We start from the raw sequence: 17,413 nt of genomic DNA on the forward strand, positions 1-17,413 counted from the left end.
GACACCCCTCAAGGGGCGCGGGAACCGGACCCGGCGGGCGAGCATCCGAGAACGCGCCGAGGCCCGGCGCCCCCAGATGGGGGCGCCGGGCCTCGGTTCAGCTCAGCGGCAGCGGGTCAGTGCGAGTGACCGTGGCCGTGGCCCCCGGCGTCGGCCTCGTCCTCGGCCGGCTTCTCGACGACCAGGGTCTCGGTCGTGAGGAGCAGCGACGCGATGGACGCGGCGTTCTCCAGGGCGGAGCGGGTGACCTTGACCGGGTCGATGACGCCGGCCTTCACCAGGTCGCCGTACTCGCCGGTCGCGGCGTTGAAGCCGAAGCCCTTGTCGAGCTCGGCGACCTTCGAGGTGATGACGTAGCCCTCGAGGCCGGCGTTCTCGGCGATCCAGCGCAGCGGCTCGACGGCGGCGCGGCGGACGACGGCGACACCGGTGGCCTCGTCGCCCTCCTTGCCGAGGTTGCCCTCGAGGACCTTGACGGCGTGCACCAGAGCGGAGCCACCACCGGAGACGATGCCCTCCTCGACCGCGGCGCGGGTCGCGGAGATGGCGTCCTCCAGACGGTGCTTCTTCTCCTTGAGCTCCACCTCGGTGGCGGCGCCGACCTTGATGACGCACACGCCGCCGGCCAGCTTCGCGAGGCGCTCCTGGAGCTTCTCGCGGTCCCAGTCGGAGTCCGTGGCCTCGATCTCGGCCTTGATCTGGTTGACGCGGCCCTGCACCTCGGAGGCGTCGCCGCCGCCGTCGACGACGGTGGTGTCGTCCTTGGTGATGGTCACGCGGCGGGCGGTGCCGAGCACGTCCAGGCCGACCTGGTCGAGCTTGAGGCCGACCTCTTCGGCGATGACGGTGCCGCCGGTGAGGGTGGCGAGGTCACCGAGCATGGCCTTGCGACGGTCGCCGAAGCCGGGGGCCTTCACCGCGACGGCGTTGAAGGTGCCGCGGATCTTGTTCACGACCAGGGTCGACAGGGCCTCGCCCTCGACGTCCTCGGCGATGATCAGGAGCGGCTTCGAGGCGTTGGTCTGGATGACCTTCTCGAGCAGCGGGAGCAGGTCCTGGATCGAGGAGATCTTGCCCTGGTGGATCAGGATGTACGGGTCGTCGAGGACGGCCTCCATACGCTCCTGGTCGGACACCATGTACGGGGACAGGTAGCCCTTGTCGAAGGCCATGCCCTCGGTGAAGTCGAGCTCCAGACCGAAGGTGTTGGACTCCTCGACGGTGATGACACCGTCCTTGCCGACCTTGTCCATCGCCTCGGCGATGAGCTCGCCGACCTGCGGGTCCTGGGCCGACAGACCGGCGACGGCCGCGATGTCGGCCTTGTCGTCGATCGGGCGCGCGGTGGAGAGGAGCTCCTCAGACACGGCCTTGACGGCGGCGTCGATGCCCTTCTTCAGGGCGGCCGGGGAGGCGCCGGCGGCTACGTTGCGCAGGCCTTCCTTGACCAGGGCCTGGGCGAGGACCGTCGCGGTGGTGGTGCCGTCACCCGCGATGTCGTTGGTCTTGGTCGCCACCTCCTTGACGAGCTGCGCGCCGAGGTTCTCGTACGGGTCCTCGACCTCGACCTCGCGGGCGATGGTGACGCCGTCGTTGGTGATGGTGGGAGCGCCGAACTTCTTGTCGATGACGACGTTGCGGCCGCGGGGGCCGATCGTCACCTTGACCGTGTCGGCAAGCTTGTTGACGCCGCGCTCGAGGGCGCGACGGGCGTCCTCGTCGAACTTCAGGATCTTCGCCATGGGAGCGGTTCAGCCCTCTCGAAAAATCGGGTTCAAACGAACTGCGCCCCTCGCCGCCCGGCAATCAGCAGCGGGGTGACCAGGGGCGCAACTCAAAAGCAATACTGGTGAAGCAGGTGAATTACTTCTCGACGATCGCGAGCACGTCGCGAGCCGAGAGGACGAGGTACTCGTCGCCGTTGTACTTCACCTCGGTGCCGCCGTACTTGCTGTACAGCACGACATCGCCGACCTTCACGTCGAGCGGCAGGCGCTCACCGTTCTCGAAGCGGCCCGGACCCACGGCGAGGACAGCACCCTCCTGGGGCTTCTCCTTCGCGGTGTCCGGAATGACCAGGCCAGAGGCCGTGGTCTGCTCGGCGTCGAGCGGCTGGACCACAATGCGGTCCTCGAGCGGCTTGATGGCAACCTTGGAGCTGGCGGTCGTCACGATCCGGTCTCCCCCTTCGGAGATCTACGGGGTTAACAGTCTGGGGTGGCGACCAGGTGGATCCGTCGTCGCGGGTGCCGGACCTGCCCGTCGCTGTTGGCACTCTCCAGTGGTGAGTGCCAGGGTTGACACTAGGACGACGATTAGCACTCGGTCAAGCGGACTGCTAATTCGCTGACGCGGGTCTTATCCGGAGGGGGATGTGGAAGAGCCCTCGGATGGGGACGCGACGGAGCCCTCGCGCCCCTCAGGTGGGGCCACGGAGGAGCCCTCGCGCCCTACGGGGCAACGCTTCCCCTCGCTCGCGGGTTCCGTCTCCGTCGCCTCGTACCGATCCGTTTTCCGTGGCCCGGCGAGGTGGGCGCAGCTGGGCGACGGTGCCGGCTTGCGCGTCGGGACCTTCTCGGCCGCCTTCCTCCCCAGCCTCTCGATCGGGTCCACCGACTGCGCGCACCCCGTGAGCAGTGCGGGCGCGAGCACGCCTGCCGCGAGCATGCCGACAAGGGACCGCCGCGCCCGCGCCCGCCCGGTCACAGGTAGTCCTCCAGCCTGGCCACCGCGTACCCCTTGTCGGTGACCGTCTTCATGACCTTGCGGACCATGTCGGGCATCGTCCCCTTCCAGTCCTCGCGCCCCCGGAAGTGCGTGAGGATGATGTCGCCGGGGTGCAGGTCCCGGTCCCACTCGCGCCACTCCATGTGGTCCGCGAAGGCCTCGGACGCCCACAGCGGCACGGCCTTGACCCCGCAGGACTTGGCGGCCCGCAGCGTGTCCTCGTTGTAGTTGCCGTAGGGCGGGCGGAAGAGCTCGGGCCGCTTGCCGTAGCGCTTCTGGATGACGTTCTGCATGCCGCAGATCTCGCGGCGCTGGCCCGCGTACGAAAGCCCCGGCAGGTAGCGGTGGTTGAGGGTGTGGTTGTTCAGCGAGACGCCCCGGGCCTGCATCTTCTTGAAGTAGCCGTAGTCCTCCTTGACCAGGTAGTCACTGAGGAACGCGGTGTACGGGATCTGCAGCTCGCTCATCATCTTGAGCAGCGCCGGGTCCTTCTCGGCGCCGTCGTCGATGGTCAGGAAGACGACCTTCTTCTTGGTCGGGACGGTCGTGAAGACCGGCGGCAGCGCCGCCTGCCCCTTGACCTCGAACCCCTTGCGGGTGGTGATCCTCGGCTTCTTGGCCGGTGCGGCCGGCGCGGCCAGCGGGGGCTTCGCCAGGCCCCAGCGCTTCGCGGCGGCGGCGCGGGCCACCTGGGCGACGCGGAGCTTCTGGGCGTAGGAGTCGAGGGCGCGGGCGGGCGGCGCGTCCAGGCGCTGCTGGCCGGGGGCGGGGTTCGCCCCGCCGTCGGAGCCCGAGGCGCAGCCGGAGGCGATCGCGGCCACGACGAGCGCGGCCACCCCGGCCCGCATCCGCCCCCTCACCCGACCCTTCCGTCTTGGACCGAATTTATCGTTTTGTCTTACTAGTTGCATGGCGCCGGATCTTTGCAGCTCACGGGCCCGCCGCGGGGCCGACACCGCCGCCGGGCCCGCACCATCCACCGACTGGCCCACAATGGACCGGGTGAACGACCTCGACCGTGATCCGACTGCCCCGACCCCCCTGACCTCGTTCTCCGCGCTGCTCACCCCCGAAGGCCGGTCCCTGCTCGACCTCGACGAGGTGCGGGAGGCCGATCCGGCCCGGGAGCTGGCCGTCGCCACCCGCCTGCGCCGCGACCACCCGGCGGAGCTGGTCACGGCGGTGCTCGCACAGGCGCGGCTGCGGCGGCGGGCGGTGGCGAAGTTCGGCGCCGATGACGCGGGGCGGATGTTCTTCACGCCGAACGGCGTCGAACAGGCAACCCGTACGAGTGTGGCCGTGCACCGCGCCGAGAGCTTCCGGGCGCTCGGCGTACGCGGTGTCGCCGACCTCTGCTGCGGCATCGGCGGCGACGCGATCGCGCTCGCCCGGGCCGGGATCGCCGTCCTCGCCGTCGACCGTGACCCCCTGACCTGCGCGGTGGCCCGCGCGAACGCGCACGCCCTCGGACTCGGTGACCTCATCGAGGTACGCGAGGCCGATGTCACCGAGGTCGACACATCCGCGTACGACGCGGTCTTCGTGGACCCGGCGAGGCGTGGCGGGCGGGGCCGCATCTTCGACCCCGAGGCCTACTCACCGCCCCTCTCCTGGGCCGTCGAAACCGCCCGCGAGGCCCCGCACGCGGCGCTGAAGATCGCTCCCGGCATTCCGCACGAGGCGGTTCCCGCCGATGCCGCGGCGGAGTGGATCTCGGACGGGGGTGACGTGAAGGAGGCCGTGCTGTGGTTCGGCACGGATGCCCCGTCCTCGCACCGCGCGACGCTGCTGCCCTCGGGCGCCTCCCTGTGGTCCTCGCTCGACGCGATGCTGCCGGATCCGGAGGTGCGTCCTGTGGGGCGCTATCTGTACGAGCCGGACGGCGCGGTCATCCGTGCGCATCTGGTGGCGGAGGTGGCGGCGCGGGTCGAGGGCGGGCTGATCGACGAGACCATCGCGTACGTCACCTCCGACGCTCTGCACGAGACGCCGTACGCGGTGGCGTACGAGATCACCGATCAACTCCCCTTCGGGGTGAAGAAGTTGAAGGCGGTGCTGCGGGAGCGGGAGGTCGGGATCCTGACGGTGAAGAAGCGGGGGTCGGCGGTGGAGCCGGAGGAACTGCGCCGCAAGGTGAAGCCGCAGGGCAAGAACGCGGCGACGGTGTTCCTGACGCGGGTGGCGGGCGCGCCGGCGATGCTGATCGGGCAGCCGGTGGCGGCGGGGCGCTGAGAACCGGCCGCGCCGAAGCCCCGGGCACCGTCGATCACCGGCTCCGCCGAGTCCGTCCTCAAACGCCGGACGGGCTGATTCCGTCCGCCCGCCCCAGCAGCAACTCCCGCTCCCGCTCGTTCCGCGTGAGCCCCGCCGCCCGCTCGAACTCCGCCCGCGCCTCCGCCGCCCGGCCGAGGCGCAGCAGCAGGTCGCCCCGCACGCTCGGCAGCAAGTGGTAGTCCTTCAGGGCGGATTCGTCGGCGAGGGCGTCCACCAGGTGCAGGGCCTCCGCCGGGCCCGAGGCCATCGACACCGCCACCGCGCGGTTCAGTTCGATCACCGGTGACGGGGTGCGGGCGGCAAGCAGTTCGTACAGGGCGACGATCCGGGGCCAGTCCGTGTCCTCGTACGACAAGGCGTTCGCGTGGCAGGCGGCGATCGCGGCCTGGAGAGCGTAGGGCCCTGCCGCGCCCGGAGCCGCCGAGTGCGCGCGGGCGAGCGCCGCGAAGCCACGCCGGATCAGCGGCCGGTTCCAGTGGCGGCGGTCCTGGTCGGCGAGGAGCACCGGCTCGCCCTTCGGCCCCGTCCGCGCCGCCGAGCGGGACGCCTGGAGCTCCAACAGCGCTGCCAGGCCGTGCACTTCGGGCTCCCGGGGCATCAGCCCCGCAAGGACCCGGGCCAGCCGCAGGGCGTCCTCGCACAGGGCGGGGCGCAGCCAGTCGTCGCCCGCCGTGGCCGCGTACCCCTCGTTGAAGATGAGGTAGATGACTTCGAGCACCGAGCCGAGCCGGGCCTCGCGCTCGGCTCCGTACGGGACTTCGAAGGGCACGCCTCTGGCCGCGAGGGTGCGTTTCGCGCGCACGACGCGCTGGGCCACCGTCGCCTCGGGGACCAGCATCGCGCGGGCGATCTCGGGCGTCGTGAGGCCGCCGAGCAGCCGCAGCGTGAGCGCGATGCGGGCCTCGGCGGAGAGCACCGGGTGGCAGGCGGTGAAGACGAGGCGCAGGAGGTCGTCGTCGATGTCGTCGGGATCGGCGGGCTCGTCGACGTGGGGCGGCGCCACCTCCAGGTCGCGGCCCATCTCCGCCAGCTTGCGCGCGTAGCGCTCCCTGCGGCGTACGAGGTCGATGGCGCGGCGCTTGGCGGTGGTCATCAGCCACGCGCCCGGGTTGTCGGGGACGCCGGTCCGCGGCCACTGCTCCAGCGCGGCGACCATCGCGTCCTGCGCCAGCTCCTCCGCGATGCCCACGTCGCGCACGACCCGCGCGACCCCCGCGATCAGGCGCGGGGACTCTATCCGGAAGACGGTCTCGATGGCGCGGTCAGGGGTGTCCGGGGAGGCCCCGCGCGGGGGCTCTGAGGGGTGGGCCGTCACGGCCACCCATCAGAGCACCCCCGCGGCGACACCGCAAAGGTTCTCGCCCCCCCGGGGGGCAGGACCTCAGCCCTCGACGATCTCCCGGACCTCTGCCGTCACGGTCCACTGCTCGTCGTGGGTCTTCAGGAAGCGGCTCGCCCACTCGACCGCCTCGGCCCGGTCCTTGCACTGCGTGATGGAGTAGCCGCCGACGACCTCCTTGGCCTCGGTGAACGGCCCGTCCGTGACGGAGAGTCGGCCGCCCTTCCAGTGGACCTGGGTGGTGTCGGAGCTCGGCGTGAGGCCCGCGGTGTCGAGCATGACCCCGGCCTTGGTGATCTCCTCCAGGAGCGCGCCCATGCGCTCGCCCATCTCGGGGCTTGGACCGCCCTCGGGGGAGTTCTTCTCGTCGACGCGGATCATCGTCAGAAAGCGCGGCATGGTCATGTCCTTTCGGCGGTCACGTGCCCTGCGGGCCACGGGACGGGCGGGGCTTCTTCCCGCCTCTCACCCCTGCGTCGAACGGGAGACGCCCGGATCGACATCGTCACCCAGATTCTTCGAAGATTCTTTCTGGACGTACGTTTTTGCAGGTCGCAGCCGGGCGGGCACGCGATGCAGCAGTGCGGTCGCCAGGGCGGCCGCGGCGAGCAGCACCGCCGCGACCCCGAAAGCCGTCGCGTACCCGTCCGCGAGCGCACCCCGCCCCCGCCCCTCCTCCGTGACGCCCGACGCCACCGTCACCAGAACGGCGAGCCCCAGCGAACCGCCCAGCTGCCGGGAGCTGTTGAGCAGCCCCGAAGCCATGCCGGTCTCCTCGGCGGCGACACCGGAGGTCGCCGCCGTGCCCAGCGGCACGAAGCACATGCCGATGCCGACGCTCGCCACCAGCGACGGGCCCAGGACCGACCCGAGGAAGGTGCCGCCGGGCCCGACCGCGAGGGCGAACCACACGAACCCCGCCGCCCCCAGCAGTCCCCCGGTCACCAGAAGCGCCCGCTCCCCGTAGCGCACGACGGTCCGTGCCGAGATCACCGACCCGGCGACGACGCCCACGCAGAACGGCAGGAACGCAGCCCCCGCGAGCGTCGATCCGTACGACATGACCTCCTGCAGATACAGCGAGGTGAAGTAGAAGGCGGCGAACTGCCCCGACGACATGAGCAGCGCGAAGGCGTTCGCGGAGAGCACGGGCCGGTTCCCGAGCAGCCCGAGCCGGAGCAGCGGCTCCCGCCGGCGCGACTCGACCACGGCGAACGCGGCGAGCAGCAGGACCGCCGCCCCGAGGGTGCCCAGGGTCGTGCCGGACCCCCACGCGTACGTCTCCGTGCGGACGAGGCCGAGGACGAGCACCGCCATGCCCGCGGTGACGAGCAGCGCGCCCACCACGTCGAGGCGCGGGGCGGGCCCGGTGCGCCGGTCGGCGGGTACTCCGTGCCGCGAGAGGAGCAGCGCGGCGAGCACCACCGGGACGTTGATCAGCATCACCGAGCGCCAGCCAGCCCAGTCCGTGAGCAGCCCGCCCGCCATCACCCCGACGGCGCCGCCGAGCGCGCCCGCCGCGCCCCAGAGCCCGAGCGCCCGCGAACGCGCCGCCCCGGCGGCGTAGTTGACGGTGATCAGCGCGAGCGCGACGGGTGCGAGCGCCGCCGCCCCACGAGGTCGGCGAGGCGCCCGCCCAGCATGAGGAGGCCGCCGAAGGCGAGCGCGTAGGCGTTGACCACCCAGAGCAGCGAGTCGGCTCCGAAGCCGAGGTCGTCGCCGATGTCGGGCAGCGCGATATTCACGACGGACATGTCGAGGGAGACCAGGAACTGCACGGTCAGGAGCACCGGCAGCAGCCAACGGGTCCCCGGGGACTTCGGGTCAGCGTTGTTCACCATGCTCACGCATATTAACTATACGCGTATAGAAAATCCAGCGGCATGCGTCATCCGCCCGGCGCGGGCGCGACAATGAGCCACGTGGAAGCAGAGAAGGAACCAGCGCCGGACGCGGTGAAGCCGGGCGGTACGAGGCCGGGCGAGGCGAAGCCCGCCGCGGAGAAGAAGAAGCGTGGCCGCCCGAGCCGCATCGACCTCGACACGATCGTCGGCATCGCGCGCCGCATCCTCCAGGAGGAGGGCGTGGCCGCCCTGAGCATGCGCCGGGTCGCCAAGGAGGTCGGCACGACCCCGATGGCGCTCTACCACCACGTACGCGACAAGGACGAGCTCCTGATGCTCACCCTGTCCGGCACGGCCGACTCGGTCCCGCGCCCCGAGCTCCCCGACGATCCGCGCGACCGGCTCCTGGCGGTGTCCCTGCACATGCACGGCACGCTGGCGCGGATGCCCTGGGTGGTCGAGGTGCTCAGCCTCGGCGACCTCACCGACAGGGGCGCCCTGTGGATGGTCGAGGAGATCATCGGCTGCTGCGTCGCCCGCGGACTCACCCCGCCGCAGGCCGTCGCCGCCTACCGCACCATCTGGCACTGCGTCTACGGCGACCTGGTCTTCCGCCAGGCGATGGCCCGCCGCGCCGAGGAGCCGGACCGCAGGCGCCACTTCCCCGACATGTTGACGGACGCGGACGCCGAAGAGCTGCCCCACCTGGCCGCACTCGCCGGCCGCTGGCTCGAACTGACCGAGAGCTACGACCCGGCCGCACAGCTCGGCGCGGTCATCGACGGCCTCCTGGGGCAGGCACGACGCCCCTGAAGAACCCCCGGCCGGTACGGGTCGTCAGTCCAGGCCCACCGACTCGAACCGCCACCTGTGCACCGCCCGCGTCACCAACTCCGGTGCGGGCTCGGGGATTTCGGGGAGGTCTTCGTCGTATGCGGCGTCCCACCAGGTCAGGACGAGGACCCGGTCCTGCGGGGCGCGGAAGCTCTCCCGGCGGACCGGGGCACGGTCCAGGACCTGCGCCCGTGCCCACGCGAGCAGTTCGTCGCCCCGCCCGTCGGCGGCACGGGCCTCCCACATCAGCGCGACGGTCACGAGTACAGGTTCTCCTTGCTGACCTCGTGCACATGGTCGTGGGAGTGCGCGTGGGCGTGGCCCGGGACGTGCGGCTCCGTCACCGGGAGCGAGGAGTCCGCCGAGAGGTCCCAGTCGGAGGCCGAGCGATTCCGTGCCACCATCTCCGCACCGAGCGCGGCCACCATCGCGCCGTTGTCCGTGCACAGCTTCGGCCGCGGCACCCGCAGCCGGATCCCGGCCGCCTCGCACCGCTCCTGGGCCAGCGCGCGCAGCCGCGTGTTGGCGGCCACCCCGCCGCCGATCATCAGGTGGTCCACGCCCTCGTCCTTGCAGGCCCGCACGGCCTTGCGGGTCAGCACGTCGACGACCGCCTCCTGGAAGGACGCCGCCACGTCACGCACGGGAACGTCCTCGCCCGCGGCCCGCTTGGCCTCGATCCAGCGCGCGACGGACGTCTTCAGGCCGGAGAAGGAGAAGTCGTACGCGGCGTCGCGCGGCCCGGTGAGGCCGCGCGGGAACGCGATCGCCTCCGGGTCGCCCTCCTTCGCGTACCGGTCGATGACAGGTCCGCCCGGGAAGCCCAGGTCGAGCACGCGCGCGATCTTGTCGAAGGCCTCGCCCGCCGCGTCGTCGATGGTCGCGCCCAGGGGGCGTACGTCCGAGGTGATGTCGGTGGAGAGCAGCAGCGAGGAGTGGCCGCCGGAGACGAGCAGCGCCATCGTCGGCTCGGGCAGCGTGCCGTGCTCCAGCTGGTCCACGCAGATGTGCGAGGCCAGGTGGTTCACGCCGTACAGCGGCTTGCCGAGCGCGTACGCGTACGCCTTGGCCGCCGAGACGCCCACCAGCAGCGCGCCCGCGAGACCCGGCCCCGCGGTCACCGCGATGCCGTCGAGGTCGGACGCGGCGACCCCCGCTTCCTTCAGCGCGCGGTCGATGGTCGGCACCATCGCCTCCAGGTGCGCGCGCGAGGCGACCTCGGGCACGACACCGCCGAAGCGCGCGTGCTCGTCGACGCTGGAGGCGATGGCATCGGCGAGCAGGGTGGTGCCGCGGACGATGCCGACGCCGGTCTCGTCGCAGGAGGTCTCGATGCCGAGAACGAGAGGTTGGTCGCGCGAGTCAGCCATGGGTGTCGGTTCCTTGTACGGAAGATGATGGATCGGTCAGACGCATGACGAGGGCGTCCACGTTGCCCGGCTGGTAGTAGCCGCGCCTGAAGCCGATGGGCTCGAAGCCGAAGCGCTCGTACAGCTTCTGCGCCCGGGTGTTGTCGACCCGCACCTCGAGCATGACCTCGGCGCACTCGAAGGCGGTCGCCGCGCCGAGAAGATCGGTCAGGAGGCGCGAGCCGAGTCCCGTGCCCCAGTGGCTCGGGGCCACCGCGATGGTCTGTACGTCGGCCTGGTCACCGGCGGAGGCGAGCCCCGCGTACCCGACGAGCCGGTCCCCGTCCGTCGCGTCCGTCGCGACCACATAGCGGCGGGTGGCCAGCGGCCCGCGCGCGTGGGCGAGCTCGGACCAGAACATGCCGCGCGACCAGGCGTCGTCCGGGAAGAGTTCCTTCTCCAGGACGAAGACCGGCTCGATGTCCCACCAGCGCATCTCGCGCAGGGCGGCTGTCGTCACGGATGTCACTTGGGGGTGACCACCTTGTAGTTCTTGGGCACCTGCGCGTCAGGACGGCGCAGGTACAGCGGCCTGGGGGCCAGGAGTTCCTCGCCCGCGGCGAGCTTCTCCGCGGCCAGCGAGGCGAGCGACGCCGCCGAGACGTGCTCGGGGGCGCGGGCGTCCGGGAAGGTCTCGGGGTAGAGCACCGCGCCGGCGCCGACAGCGGGCAGGCCAGCCACCTCGTCCGCGATGTCGGCGGGGCGGTCCACGGCGGCCTCGGTGAGGCGGGTGCGCGGGTCCGCGTACCGCGCCCAGTAGACCTCCTTGCGCCGCGCGTCCGTGGCGACGACGAAGGGGCCCCCGTCGATGCCCGATGCGTACGCGAGGCCGTCGAGCGTGCACACCCCGTGCACCGGCACGCCGAGCACGAGGCCGAAGGTGTCGGCGGTCATCAGGCCGACACGCAGACCCGTGTACGGGCCGGGGCCCACGCCGACGACGATGCCGGTCACGGCGTCGAGTCTGAGCCCGGCGTCGGCGAGCACCCGGTCGACGGCGGGCAGCAGCAGCTCTCCGTGGCGGCGGGCGTCCACCTGGCTGGAGGCTGCGACGACGGACGAGCCGTCGTGCAGCGCGACGGTGACGGCGGGGGTGGCGGTATCCAGAGCGAGCAAGAGCACGCGAATAGCCTACGGCTCCGACGCCCGGAGCACGGCCGACCGAGGATGCCGCACACCTGCTGCTAACGTCACCCCGTAGCCGTACGGAGTACGAAGAGGGTGGCGCAGGTGTCCAGGAGCAGCTCGGGATTCGTGGCCGGCCTGACCGCCGCCGCGCTCGCCGCGGTCGGCTTCCTCGCTTACCAGGCCTCGGCCAGCGCGCCGGACACCGTGGGCAAGAAACCGGACGCGTCCCCTTCCGCGCCGACCACCCGCTCCCCCAAGGAGAAGGCCGACCCGAAGACCGTCCCGGCGCAGTCCGGCGCGGGCGAGCGGGTCGTCTACTCGGTGAGCGAGGACCGCGTGTGGCTGGTCGGCGGCTCCGGCAAGACGCAGCGCACCTTCAAGGTCACGCCGAGCACGGTGGACCCCGTCCCCGGCACGTACGCCGTCACCTCGCGCTCGGGCACCGTCACCGGAACGGACGGTGTGGCGATCGAGCACGTCGTGCGTTTCGCGAGCGTGGACGGGATCGCGATCGGCTTCAGCGCGGCGACGGACGGCTCGACGCCGAAGCCCGACCCGTCGAAGAAGACCGGCGGCATCCGTGAGTCGCGCAAGGACGGCAACGCGATGTGGGAGTTCGCGACGATCAGCAAGAAGGTCGTCGTCGTTCCGTAGCCGCGCCGCCCCTGGGGGCCGGATCGCGCGGCGGTGTGGAGACCGCGCTCGCGGCCACGCAGGACGCCAGCAGATCGCGCATGGAGATCCCCGATGGCTCCGACGGGCCCGGCAGCGCGTGCGGCCGGGTCGTGGCGTCACGTTCTGAAGCCGACATGGATGCCTCCTGGGCTCCGGGGGCAGACGTGGTTAGGTAGACCTAACCAGTACCGGTATCCATGTGACCACGCGCGGAGCGCGCCGCGCAACATCTTGCCGACGGCTTGTCGGAATGTTGGGCGAAAAGACGAGGGTCACGGCAGGGTCAGGCCGAGAGCAGCGTGAGGTCGGCCTCGGCCCACCGTGTTCCGACCCCGGTCAGCGTCACTTCGCGCACCTCGTCCGTGGTGTCGCCGACGGTCCGGTCGATGACGACGCGCAGCCGGTCGTCCGAGAGCTCCTCGACCTTGCCGTCGCCCCACTCCACGACGATCACCGATTCGGGCAGCGAGACATCGAGGTCGAGGTCCTCCATCTCGTCGAGCCCGCCGCCCAGGCGGTACGCGTCCACGTGCACCAGGGGCGGGCCGTCGGAGAGCGACGGATGGACGCGGGCGATGACGAAGGTCGGCGATGTGACGGCGCCGCGCACGCCGAGGCCTTCGCCCAGGCCGCGGGTGAGGGTCGTCTTGCCGGCGCCGAGCTCGCCGGTGAGCATCACCAGGTCGCCGGGGCGCAGCAGCTTGGCCAGGCGGCGACCCAGGTCGCCCATCTGTTCAGGGGAGGTGACCGTGATGCCGAGGGTGTTCACGGGGGCCGGGTTGTGCGGTGCTTCCATGCCCACCCACGTTAGCCGCTGGACGTCCGTGCATCGGCCGAAGCGGGCACCGCTCCCGCCCGTACGAGAAGGTCCGCGAGGCGGTCCGTGACCACCTCGGGGTGCTCCAGCATGGCCAGGTGCCCGGCGTCGGGGACGAGCACGAGCTCTGCGTCCGGGAGCAGATCGGCGATGACCTCGCTGTGCTCGCTGGGCGTGACCAGGTCCTTGTCACCGGCCAGGACCAGTACCGGGAGCTCGGCGAAGTGCTTGAGCGCCTCCGTCTTGTCGTGCTCGGCGAACGCCGGGTAGAACTCCGCGACCACGTCGATGGGCGTCGACTCGATCATCCGCTCGGCGAACCGCGAGATCGCCGGGTCCACGTCCCTCGACGAGAACGAATAGCGCTTGATGATGCCGGCGAAGAGGTCCGCGGTGGCCCGCCGCCCCTTCTCCACCAGCTCGGCCTGCGATCCGAGCGCCTTCAGGACACCCGGCAGCACGCGCCGCACGGCGTTCATCCCGGCGACGGGAAGGCCGAAGTTGACCTGGCCGAGCCGCCCGGACGACGTACCGACGAGGGCGACGCCGACGACGCGCTCGCGGATCAGCTCGGGGTAGTGGTCGGCCAGCGCCATCGTCGTCATGCCGCCCATGGAGTGCCCGACGAGGACCAGCGGCCCCTCGGGCGCCGCCGCGTCGATGACGGCCTTCAGGTCCCGGCCCAACTGGTCGATGGAGACCGGCGTCCCGTTCGTCTGGGCCACGCCGCGCGCCGAACGGCCGTGGCTGCGCTGGTCCCAGTACACACAGCGCACGACGCCGCGCAGGGCCGCCCGCTGGAAGTGCCAGGAGTCCTGGCTCAGGCAGTACCCATGACTGAAGACGACGGTGACGGGAGCGGGCGTCCTGCGCCCGAAGAGCCTGCGTCGGCGCGGTGTCTGAGCGCTGTCCGGCTCGACCTCGTCCACCTCGTACGACAGTTCCGTGCCGTCGTCCGCGTACGCCTGGCCCGGCAGGCCGCGCAGCGAGCCGTAGGGCCCGGACGCGTCGAGTGCGAGCCGTGCCTTCTTGCGCATGCCGCGGCCCACGGTCAGCCGCTCGATGGCGACACCCGCCGCGGCGCCCGCGGCGACGACACCGATCGCGGCACCCGCGAAGCCGGCCCTGCGCCAGTTCCCGGCCGCCGCGGCGACTTCCGCCACCGCGTCCGCGGCCGCCCCCGTGCTGGTCTCGCTCACGTGCCGCTCCTCCTCAGACGCCGTCCGCTGTCAGCCGCTCATTCACATGGACGCGCGGGACACGCGATCCGATGCGCGTGACGATTTCGTACGCGATGGTGCCCGCCGCCTGCGCCCAGTCCTCGGCAGTCGGCTCGCCCCGGTCACCGGGGCCGAAGAGGACGGCCTCGGAGCCGACCGCCGGCTCGTCACCGCCGAGGTCGACCACGAACTGGTCCATCGCCACCCTTCCGGCGACGGTCCGCAGCTTGCCGCCGACGAGCACGGGACCGGTGCCGGAAGCGTGCCGCGGGATCCCGTCCCCGTACCCGACCGGGACGAGTCCAAGGGTCGTCTCGCCGGGTGTGACGTAGTGATGCCCGTAACTCACGCCGTGACCCCCGGGGGCGTGCTTCACGAGGGCGAGTGACGCGCTGAGCCGCATGACGGGCCGCAGCCCGAACTCCTCCGAGGTGCCGACCTCGGGGCTGGGCGAGATGCCGTACATCGCGATCCCGGGACGTACGAGATCGAGGTGCGTCTCCGGAAGTGTGAGCGTGCCGGGCGAGTTGGCGATGTGCCGCACCTCGGGCCGGATGCCCCGCGCCTCGGCTGCCGCGACCATCTCGTGGAACAGGGCGAGTTGGGCCGCGATGGACGGGTGGCCCGGCTCGTCGGCGCACGCGAAGTGCGACCAGATCCCGGTGACGCGCACCAGGCCCTCGGCCTCGGCCTGCCGCGCCTGCGAGACGAGTTCGGGCCAGTCGGCGGGCATGCAGCCGTTGCGCCCGAGCCCCGTGTCGGCCTTCAACTGGATGCGGGCCGTACGCCCCACGGCCCGCGCGGCGGCGGACACTTCACGCAACGCCCAGAGGCCGCTCACCGCCATGTCGAGATCGGCCTCGATGCCTTCGCGCCAGGGCCCGCCCGGGGTCCACAGCCAGCACATCAGGCGCCCCTCGATCCCGGCGGCCCGCAGCGCGAGGGCCTCCTCGGGGGTCGCGGTGCCCACCCAGGTGGCTCCCGCCTCGACGGCGGCACGGGCGCAGGGCACCATCCCGTGGCCGTACGCGTCCGCCTTCACGACGGCCATGAAGGCGGCTCCTGGCGCGTGGGCACGCAAAGTCCGCACGTTGGCCCTCAGGGCGGCCAGGTCGATCTCGGCGCGGGCACGCAAAGGTGCGGTCTCAGTCATAACGCCGACCAGTGTCTCAGAGCCCGCTGACACCCTGGCAGCCACGCGGCGCCTCGCGGCCCGGGACCAGCCCCTGCGCCCGCCAGGGCGGTGCACGCCCCCCCTTGCCGATCACCCCGCAGCATCACCCTGCCCCGAACAAGCTTTGCCGCCTGCCCACCCGATTGCCCCGCAGCGCCAAAGGGGGTGGGCAGGCGAGTGGGCCACGTGCGGGTGGGTGGGCCGGGGATCTCCGGCCCGGGTGGGCAACACCGGCGGGGGCCCCACCCAGAGCACCCGGCCCCACGCACCCGCTGTCGGCAGCGAGGCCCGAGGGGACGTGCCGGTATGTCCGCCCGGAGCACGGCTCCCGGCACTCCGGAACCGAAGAAACCCCGCGGCCACCGGACGACAGCGAGGACGGACATACCGGCACGGCCCCGCACCCACGGACGGACCGACACCGCACCCAGCACGGCGGCGCAGCTCAGCACCCCAAGACCCAAGACGGAGCGAACCCGTACCGCCGAGCCGGACGCTAGTCCCCCCGTACATCCCGCCAAGCCGGCGGAATCGCCTCAGCCACATCGTGTGCCCCCACCGGCGCCCCGTCCGCCGCAACGCGCCCCGCGAGGCCATGCAGATACGCCCCCACGGACCCCGCGTCCCGCGCGCCGAGCCCCGCAGCGAGCAAAGCCCCCGCCAGTCCCGACAGGACGTCCCCGCTGCCCGCGGTGGCCAGCCATGGCGTCCCCGTCGGGTTGACCCGCACAGGGCCCTCCCGGCCCCCAGGATCCGCGACCAGCGTCGTAGAGCCCTTCAGGAGCACCGTCGCCCCGTACCGCCCCGCCAGCTCCCGCACAGCATCCAGGCGCCCGCGCTCGACCTCCTCCCGGGCAACCCCCAGGAGCGCCGCCGCCTCCCCCGCATGCGGCGTCAGCAAGGTCGGCGCCGCCCGGCCCCGCACGGCATCGGCGTCGGCAAGCCGCAGCCCGTCCGCGTCGATCAGTACGGGCACCTCCGCGCCGACCACGTCCGCGAGCCGCTCGGCATCGTCCCCGAGCCCCGGCCCGACCACCCAGGCCTGCACACGCCCCGCCTTGGACGGAGGACCGGCGGAGACGAGGGTCTCCGGGTACCGCGCGATGACGGCGTCCGCCGCGTGCCCCACGTAACGCACGGCCCCCGCGCCACCCCGCAGCGCACCGGCCACGGCGAGCACCGCCGCCCCGGGGTACCGGGCCGACCCGGCGACGATCCCCACGACGCCCCGCCGGTACTTGTCGCTCTCCCCGGTCGGCATGGGCAGGAGCGAGGCCACATCGGCGTACTGAAGGGCCTCAACAGCACCCGCACCACCACCATCCGCACCGGTACCGGCACGGGCACCGGCACCCAGCTCAAGCCCGATATCGACGAGCCGCACCACCCCCGCGTACTCCCGCCCGGGATCGATCAACAGCCCCGGCTTGTGCACCCCGAAGGTCACCGTCACATCGGCCCGCACGGCTTCGCCCTCGACCACCCCGCTGTCCGCGTCGACCCCGCTCGGCAGGTCGACGGCGACTACGGGGGTCCCCAACTCGCGTACAGAAGCGGCCAGTTCAGCGGCGGCGGCCCGCAACCCGCCCTTCCCGCCGATGCCCACAATGCCGTCCACGACAAGATCCGCCCGGCGCAGCACACCCTCCGCACCCCCGGTGGCGACCACCCGCCCCCCGGCCGCCCGAAAGGCCGCCACCCCGCCCTCATGCACCCGTTCGGGCGAAAGCAGCACCGCGGACACCCCGGCCCCACGCCGGGCAAGCCGCGCCCCGGCGTACAGCGCGTCGCCGCCGTTGTCCCCGCTCCCCACGAGCAGCACGACCCGGGAGCCGTACACCTTGCCGAGCACCTCGGCGCAGACCACCGCGAGGCCTGCCGCCGCCCGCTGCATCAGGGCACCTTCCGGCACCCGCGCCATCAACTCCCGCTCAGCAGCCCTGACCGTCTCCACCGGGTACGCAGTACGCAT

Annotated in this window: 17 protein-coding genes and 2 pseudogenes; 3 read left to right on the top strand and 16 right to left on the bottom strand. The window is 72.1% G+C overall.

Features of this window, described 5'->3' with window-relative positions:
* Positions 1–116: 116 nt before the first annotated feature.
* From groL to OG302_RS17870, 4 genes and pseudogenes are all read right to left on the bottom strand, one after another.
* Positions 117–1,742 carry a chaperonin GroEL gene (gene groL, locus OG302_RS17855; RefSeq protein WP_361837292.1) on the bottom strand — a complete coding sequence of 542 codons (1,626 nt, stop codon included), beginning with the start codon at positions 1,740–1,742 and terminating at the stop codon, positions 117–119.
* Positions 1,743–1,863: 121 nt separating this feature from the next.
* Positions 1,864–2,172, bottom strand: coding sequence for a co-chaperone GroES (groES, locus tag OG302_RS17860; RefSeq protein ID WP_006347174.1), 309 nt, complete (start codon positions 2,170–2,172; stop codon positions 1,864–1,866).
* 381 nt (positions 2,173–2,553) lie between these two features.
* Positions 2,554–2,667, bottom strand: a pseudogene (locus tag OG302_RS17865) (polysaccharide deacetylase); the annotation flags it as partial.
* A 35-nt stretch (positions 2,668–2,702) separates the two neighbouring features.
* Positions 2,703–3,575, bottom strand: a complete 873-nt coding sequence (locus tag OG302_RS17870) for a polysaccharide deacetylase family protein (protein WP_371527722.1) — start codon at positions 3,573–3,575, stop codon at positions 2,703–2,705.
* A 145-nt stretch (positions 3,576–3,720) separates the two neighbouring features.
* On the opposite strand from OG302_RS17870, the gene OG302_RS17875 reads away from it, so the two are divergent.
* Positions 3,721–4,959 carry a methyltransferase domain-containing protein gene (locus OG302_RS17875; RefSeq protein ID WP_371750153.1) on the top strand — a complete coding sequence of 413 codons (1,239 nt, stop codon included), beginning with the start codon at positions 3,721–3,723 and terminating at the stop codon, positions 4,957–4,959.
* A gap of 58 nt (positions 4,960–5,017) precedes the next feature.
* On the opposite strand, the gene OG302_RS17880 is transcribed toward OG302_RS17875, so the two are convergent.
* The 3 genes and pseudogenes from OG302_RS17880 to OG302_RS17890 form a co-directional block, all read right to left on the bottom strand.
* A complete protein-coding gene (locus tag OG302_RS17880; protein WP_371750154.1) occupies positions 5,018–6,316 on the bottom strand; it encodes an RNA polymerase sigma factor in 1,299 nt (432 codons plus the stop codon).
* A gap of 66 nt (positions 6,317–6,382) precedes the next feature.
* Positions 6,383–6,739: a YciI family protein gene (locus OG302_RS17885; protein ID WP_371527723.1), complete on the bottom strand. Its 357-nt coding sequence runs from the start codon at positions 6,737–6,739 to the stop codon at positions 6,383–6,385.
* Positions 6,740–6,805: 66 nt separating this feature from the next.
* Positions 6,806–8,181: pseudogene (locus OG302_RS17890) on the bottom strand (MFS transporter).
* An 81-nt stretch (positions 8,182–8,262) separates the two neighbouring features.
* Between OG302_RS17890 and OG302_RS17895 the strand changes: the two are divergent.
* Entirely contained in the window at positions 8,263–8,997 is a 735-nt protein-coding gene (locus OG302_RS17895) for a TetR/AcrR family transcriptional regulator (protein ID WP_371527724.1), read from the top strand.
* Between the two features lie 24 nt (positions 8,998–9,021).
* Here OG302_RS17895 and OG302_RS17900 read toward each other — a convergent pair whose 3' ends face one another.
* Genes OG302_RS17900 through tsaB form a run of 4 tightly spaced genes read right to left on the bottom strand, consistent with a single transcriptional unit; the run spans position 9,022 to position 11,549 of the window.
* On the bottom strand, positions 9,022–9,279 hold the full coding sequence (locus OG302_RS17900; RefSeq protein ID WP_371527725.1) for a hypothetical protein: 258 nt from the start codon (positions 9,277–9,279) through the stop codon (positions 9,022–9,024).
* Entirely contained in the window at positions 9,276–10,388 is a 1,113-nt protein-coding gene (gene tsaD / locus OG302_RS17905) for a tRNA (adenosine(37)-N6)-threonylcarbamoyltransferase complex transferase subunit TsaD (RefSeq protein ID WP_371527726.1), read from the bottom strand. The genes OG302_RS17900 and tsaD overlap by 4 nt, the downstream gene beginning before the upstream one ends.
* The gene (gene rimI, locus OG302_RS17910; RefSeq protein WP_371750155.1) at positions 10,381–10,863 is read right to left on the bottom strand and encodes a ribosomal protein S18-alanine N-acetyltransferase; all 483 of its coding nucleotides are present in this window, start codon (positions 10,861–10,863) and stop codon (positions 10,381–10,383) included. Before rimI ends, tsaD begins: the two co-directional genes overlap by 8 nt.
* A gap of 29 nt (positions 10,864–10,892) precedes the next feature.
* A complete protein-coding gene (tsaB, locus tag OG302_RS17915) occupies positions 10,893–11,549 on the bottom strand; it encodes a tRNA (adenosine(37)-N6)-threonylcarbamoyltransferase complex dimerization subunit type 1 TsaB (protein WP_371527727.1) in 657 nt (218 codons plus the stop codon).
* A 108-nt stretch (positions 11,550–11,657) separates the two neighbouring features.
* Here tsaB and OG302_RS17920 point away from each other — a divergent pair, with 108 nt between their 5' ends.
* A complete protein-coding gene (locus OG302_RS17920; RefSeq protein ID WP_361837272.1) occupies positions 11,658–12,209 on the top strand; it encodes a hypothetical protein in 552 nt (183 codons plus the stop codon).
* Here the strand turns inward: OG302_RS17920 and OG302_RS17925 are convergent.
* From OG302_RS17925 to OG302_RS17945, 5 genes are all read right to left on the bottom strand, one after another.
* Positions 12,181–12,366: a hypothetical protein gene (locus OG302_RS17925; protein WP_361837270.1), complete on the bottom strand. Its 186-nt coding sequence runs from the start codon at positions 12,364–12,366 to the stop codon at positions 12,181–12,183. The two genes, OG302_RS17920 and OG302_RS17925, sit on opposite strands and share 29 nt — an antisense overlap.
* A 147-nt stretch (positions 12,367–12,513) precedes the next feature.
* Positions 12,514–13,026, bottom strand: a complete 513-nt coding sequence (gene tsaE, locus OG302_RS17930; protein ID WP_361837267.1) for a tRNA (adenosine(37)-N6)-threonylcarbamoyltransferase complex ATPase subunit type 1 TsaE — start codon at positions 13,024–13,026, stop codon at positions 12,514–12,516.
* Between the two features lie 11 nt (positions 13,027–13,037).
* Positions 13,038–14,246 carry an alpha/beta fold hydrolase gene (locus tag OG302_RS17935; RefSeq protein ID WP_371527728.1) on the bottom strand — a complete coding sequence of 403 codons (1,209 nt, stop codon included), beginning with the start codon at positions 14,244–14,246 and terminating at the stop codon, positions 13,038–13,040.
* A gap of 13 nt (positions 14,247–14,259) precedes the next feature.
* On the bottom strand, positions 14,260–15,420 hold the full coding sequence (gene alr, locus OG302_RS17940) for an alanine racemase (RefSeq protein ID WP_371527729.1): 1,161 nt from the start codon (positions 15,418–15,420) through the stop codon (positions 14,260–14,262).
* Between the two features lie 517 nt (positions 15,421–15,937).
* Complete coding sequence (locus OG302_RS17945) at positions 15,938–17,413, bottom strand: NAD(P)H-hydrate dehydratase (protein WP_371527730.1); 1,476 nt, start codon at positions 17,411–17,413, stop codon at positions 15,938–15,940.

Origin of the sequence: Streptomyces sp. NBC_01283 (genome assembly GCF_041435335.1) — a bacterium.
Classification (GTDB): Bacteria; Actinomycetota; Actinomycetes; order Streptomycetales; family Streptomycetaceae; genus Streptomyces.

What these genes read in the sequence shown, in the direction of transcription:
- alr (WP_371527729.1), bottom strand. Translation starts at nt 15,420, where the DNA reads ATGACTGAGACCGCACCTTTGCGTGCCCGCGCCGAGATCGACCTGGCC.
- OG302_RS17945 (WP_371527730.1), bottom strand. Translation starts at nt 17,413, where the DNA reads ATGCGTACTGCGTACCCGGTGGAGACGGTCAGGGCTGCTGAGCGGGAG.
- rimI (WP_371750155.1), bottom strand. Translation starts at nt 10,863, where the DNA reads ATGCGCTGGTGGGACATCGAGCCGGTCTTCGTCCTGGAGAAGGAACTC.
- tsaD (WP_371527726.1), bottom strand. Translation starts at nt 10,388, where the DNA reads ATGGCTGACTCGCGCGACCAACCTCTCGTTCTCGGCATCGAGACCTCC.
- OG302_RS17875 (WP_371750153.1), top strand. Translation starts at nt 3,721, where the DNA reads ATGGACCGGGTGAACGACCTCGACCGTGATCCGACTGCCCCGACCCCC.
- OG302_RS17925 (WP_361837270.1), bottom strand. Translation starts at nt 12,366, where the DNA reads ATGTCGGCTTCAGAACGTGACGCCACGACCCGGCCGCACGCGCTGCCG.
- OG302_RS17885 (WP_371527723.1), bottom strand. Translation starts at nt 6,739, where the DNA reads ATGCCGCGCTTTCTGACGATGATCCGCGTCGACGAGAAGAACTCCCCC.
- tsaE (WP_361837267.1), bottom strand. Translation starts at nt 13,026, where the DNA reads ATGGAAGCACCGCACAACCCGGCCCCCGTGAACACCCTCGGCATCACG.
- groL (WP_361837292.1), bottom strand. Translation starts at nt 1,742, where the DNA reads ATGGCGAAGATCCTGAAGTTCGACGAGGACGCCCGTCGCGCCCTCGAG.
- OG302_RS17870 (WP_371527722.1), bottom strand. Translation starts at nt 3,575, where the DNA reads ATGCGGGCCGGGGTGGCCGCGCTCGTCGTGGCCGCGATCGCCTCCGGC.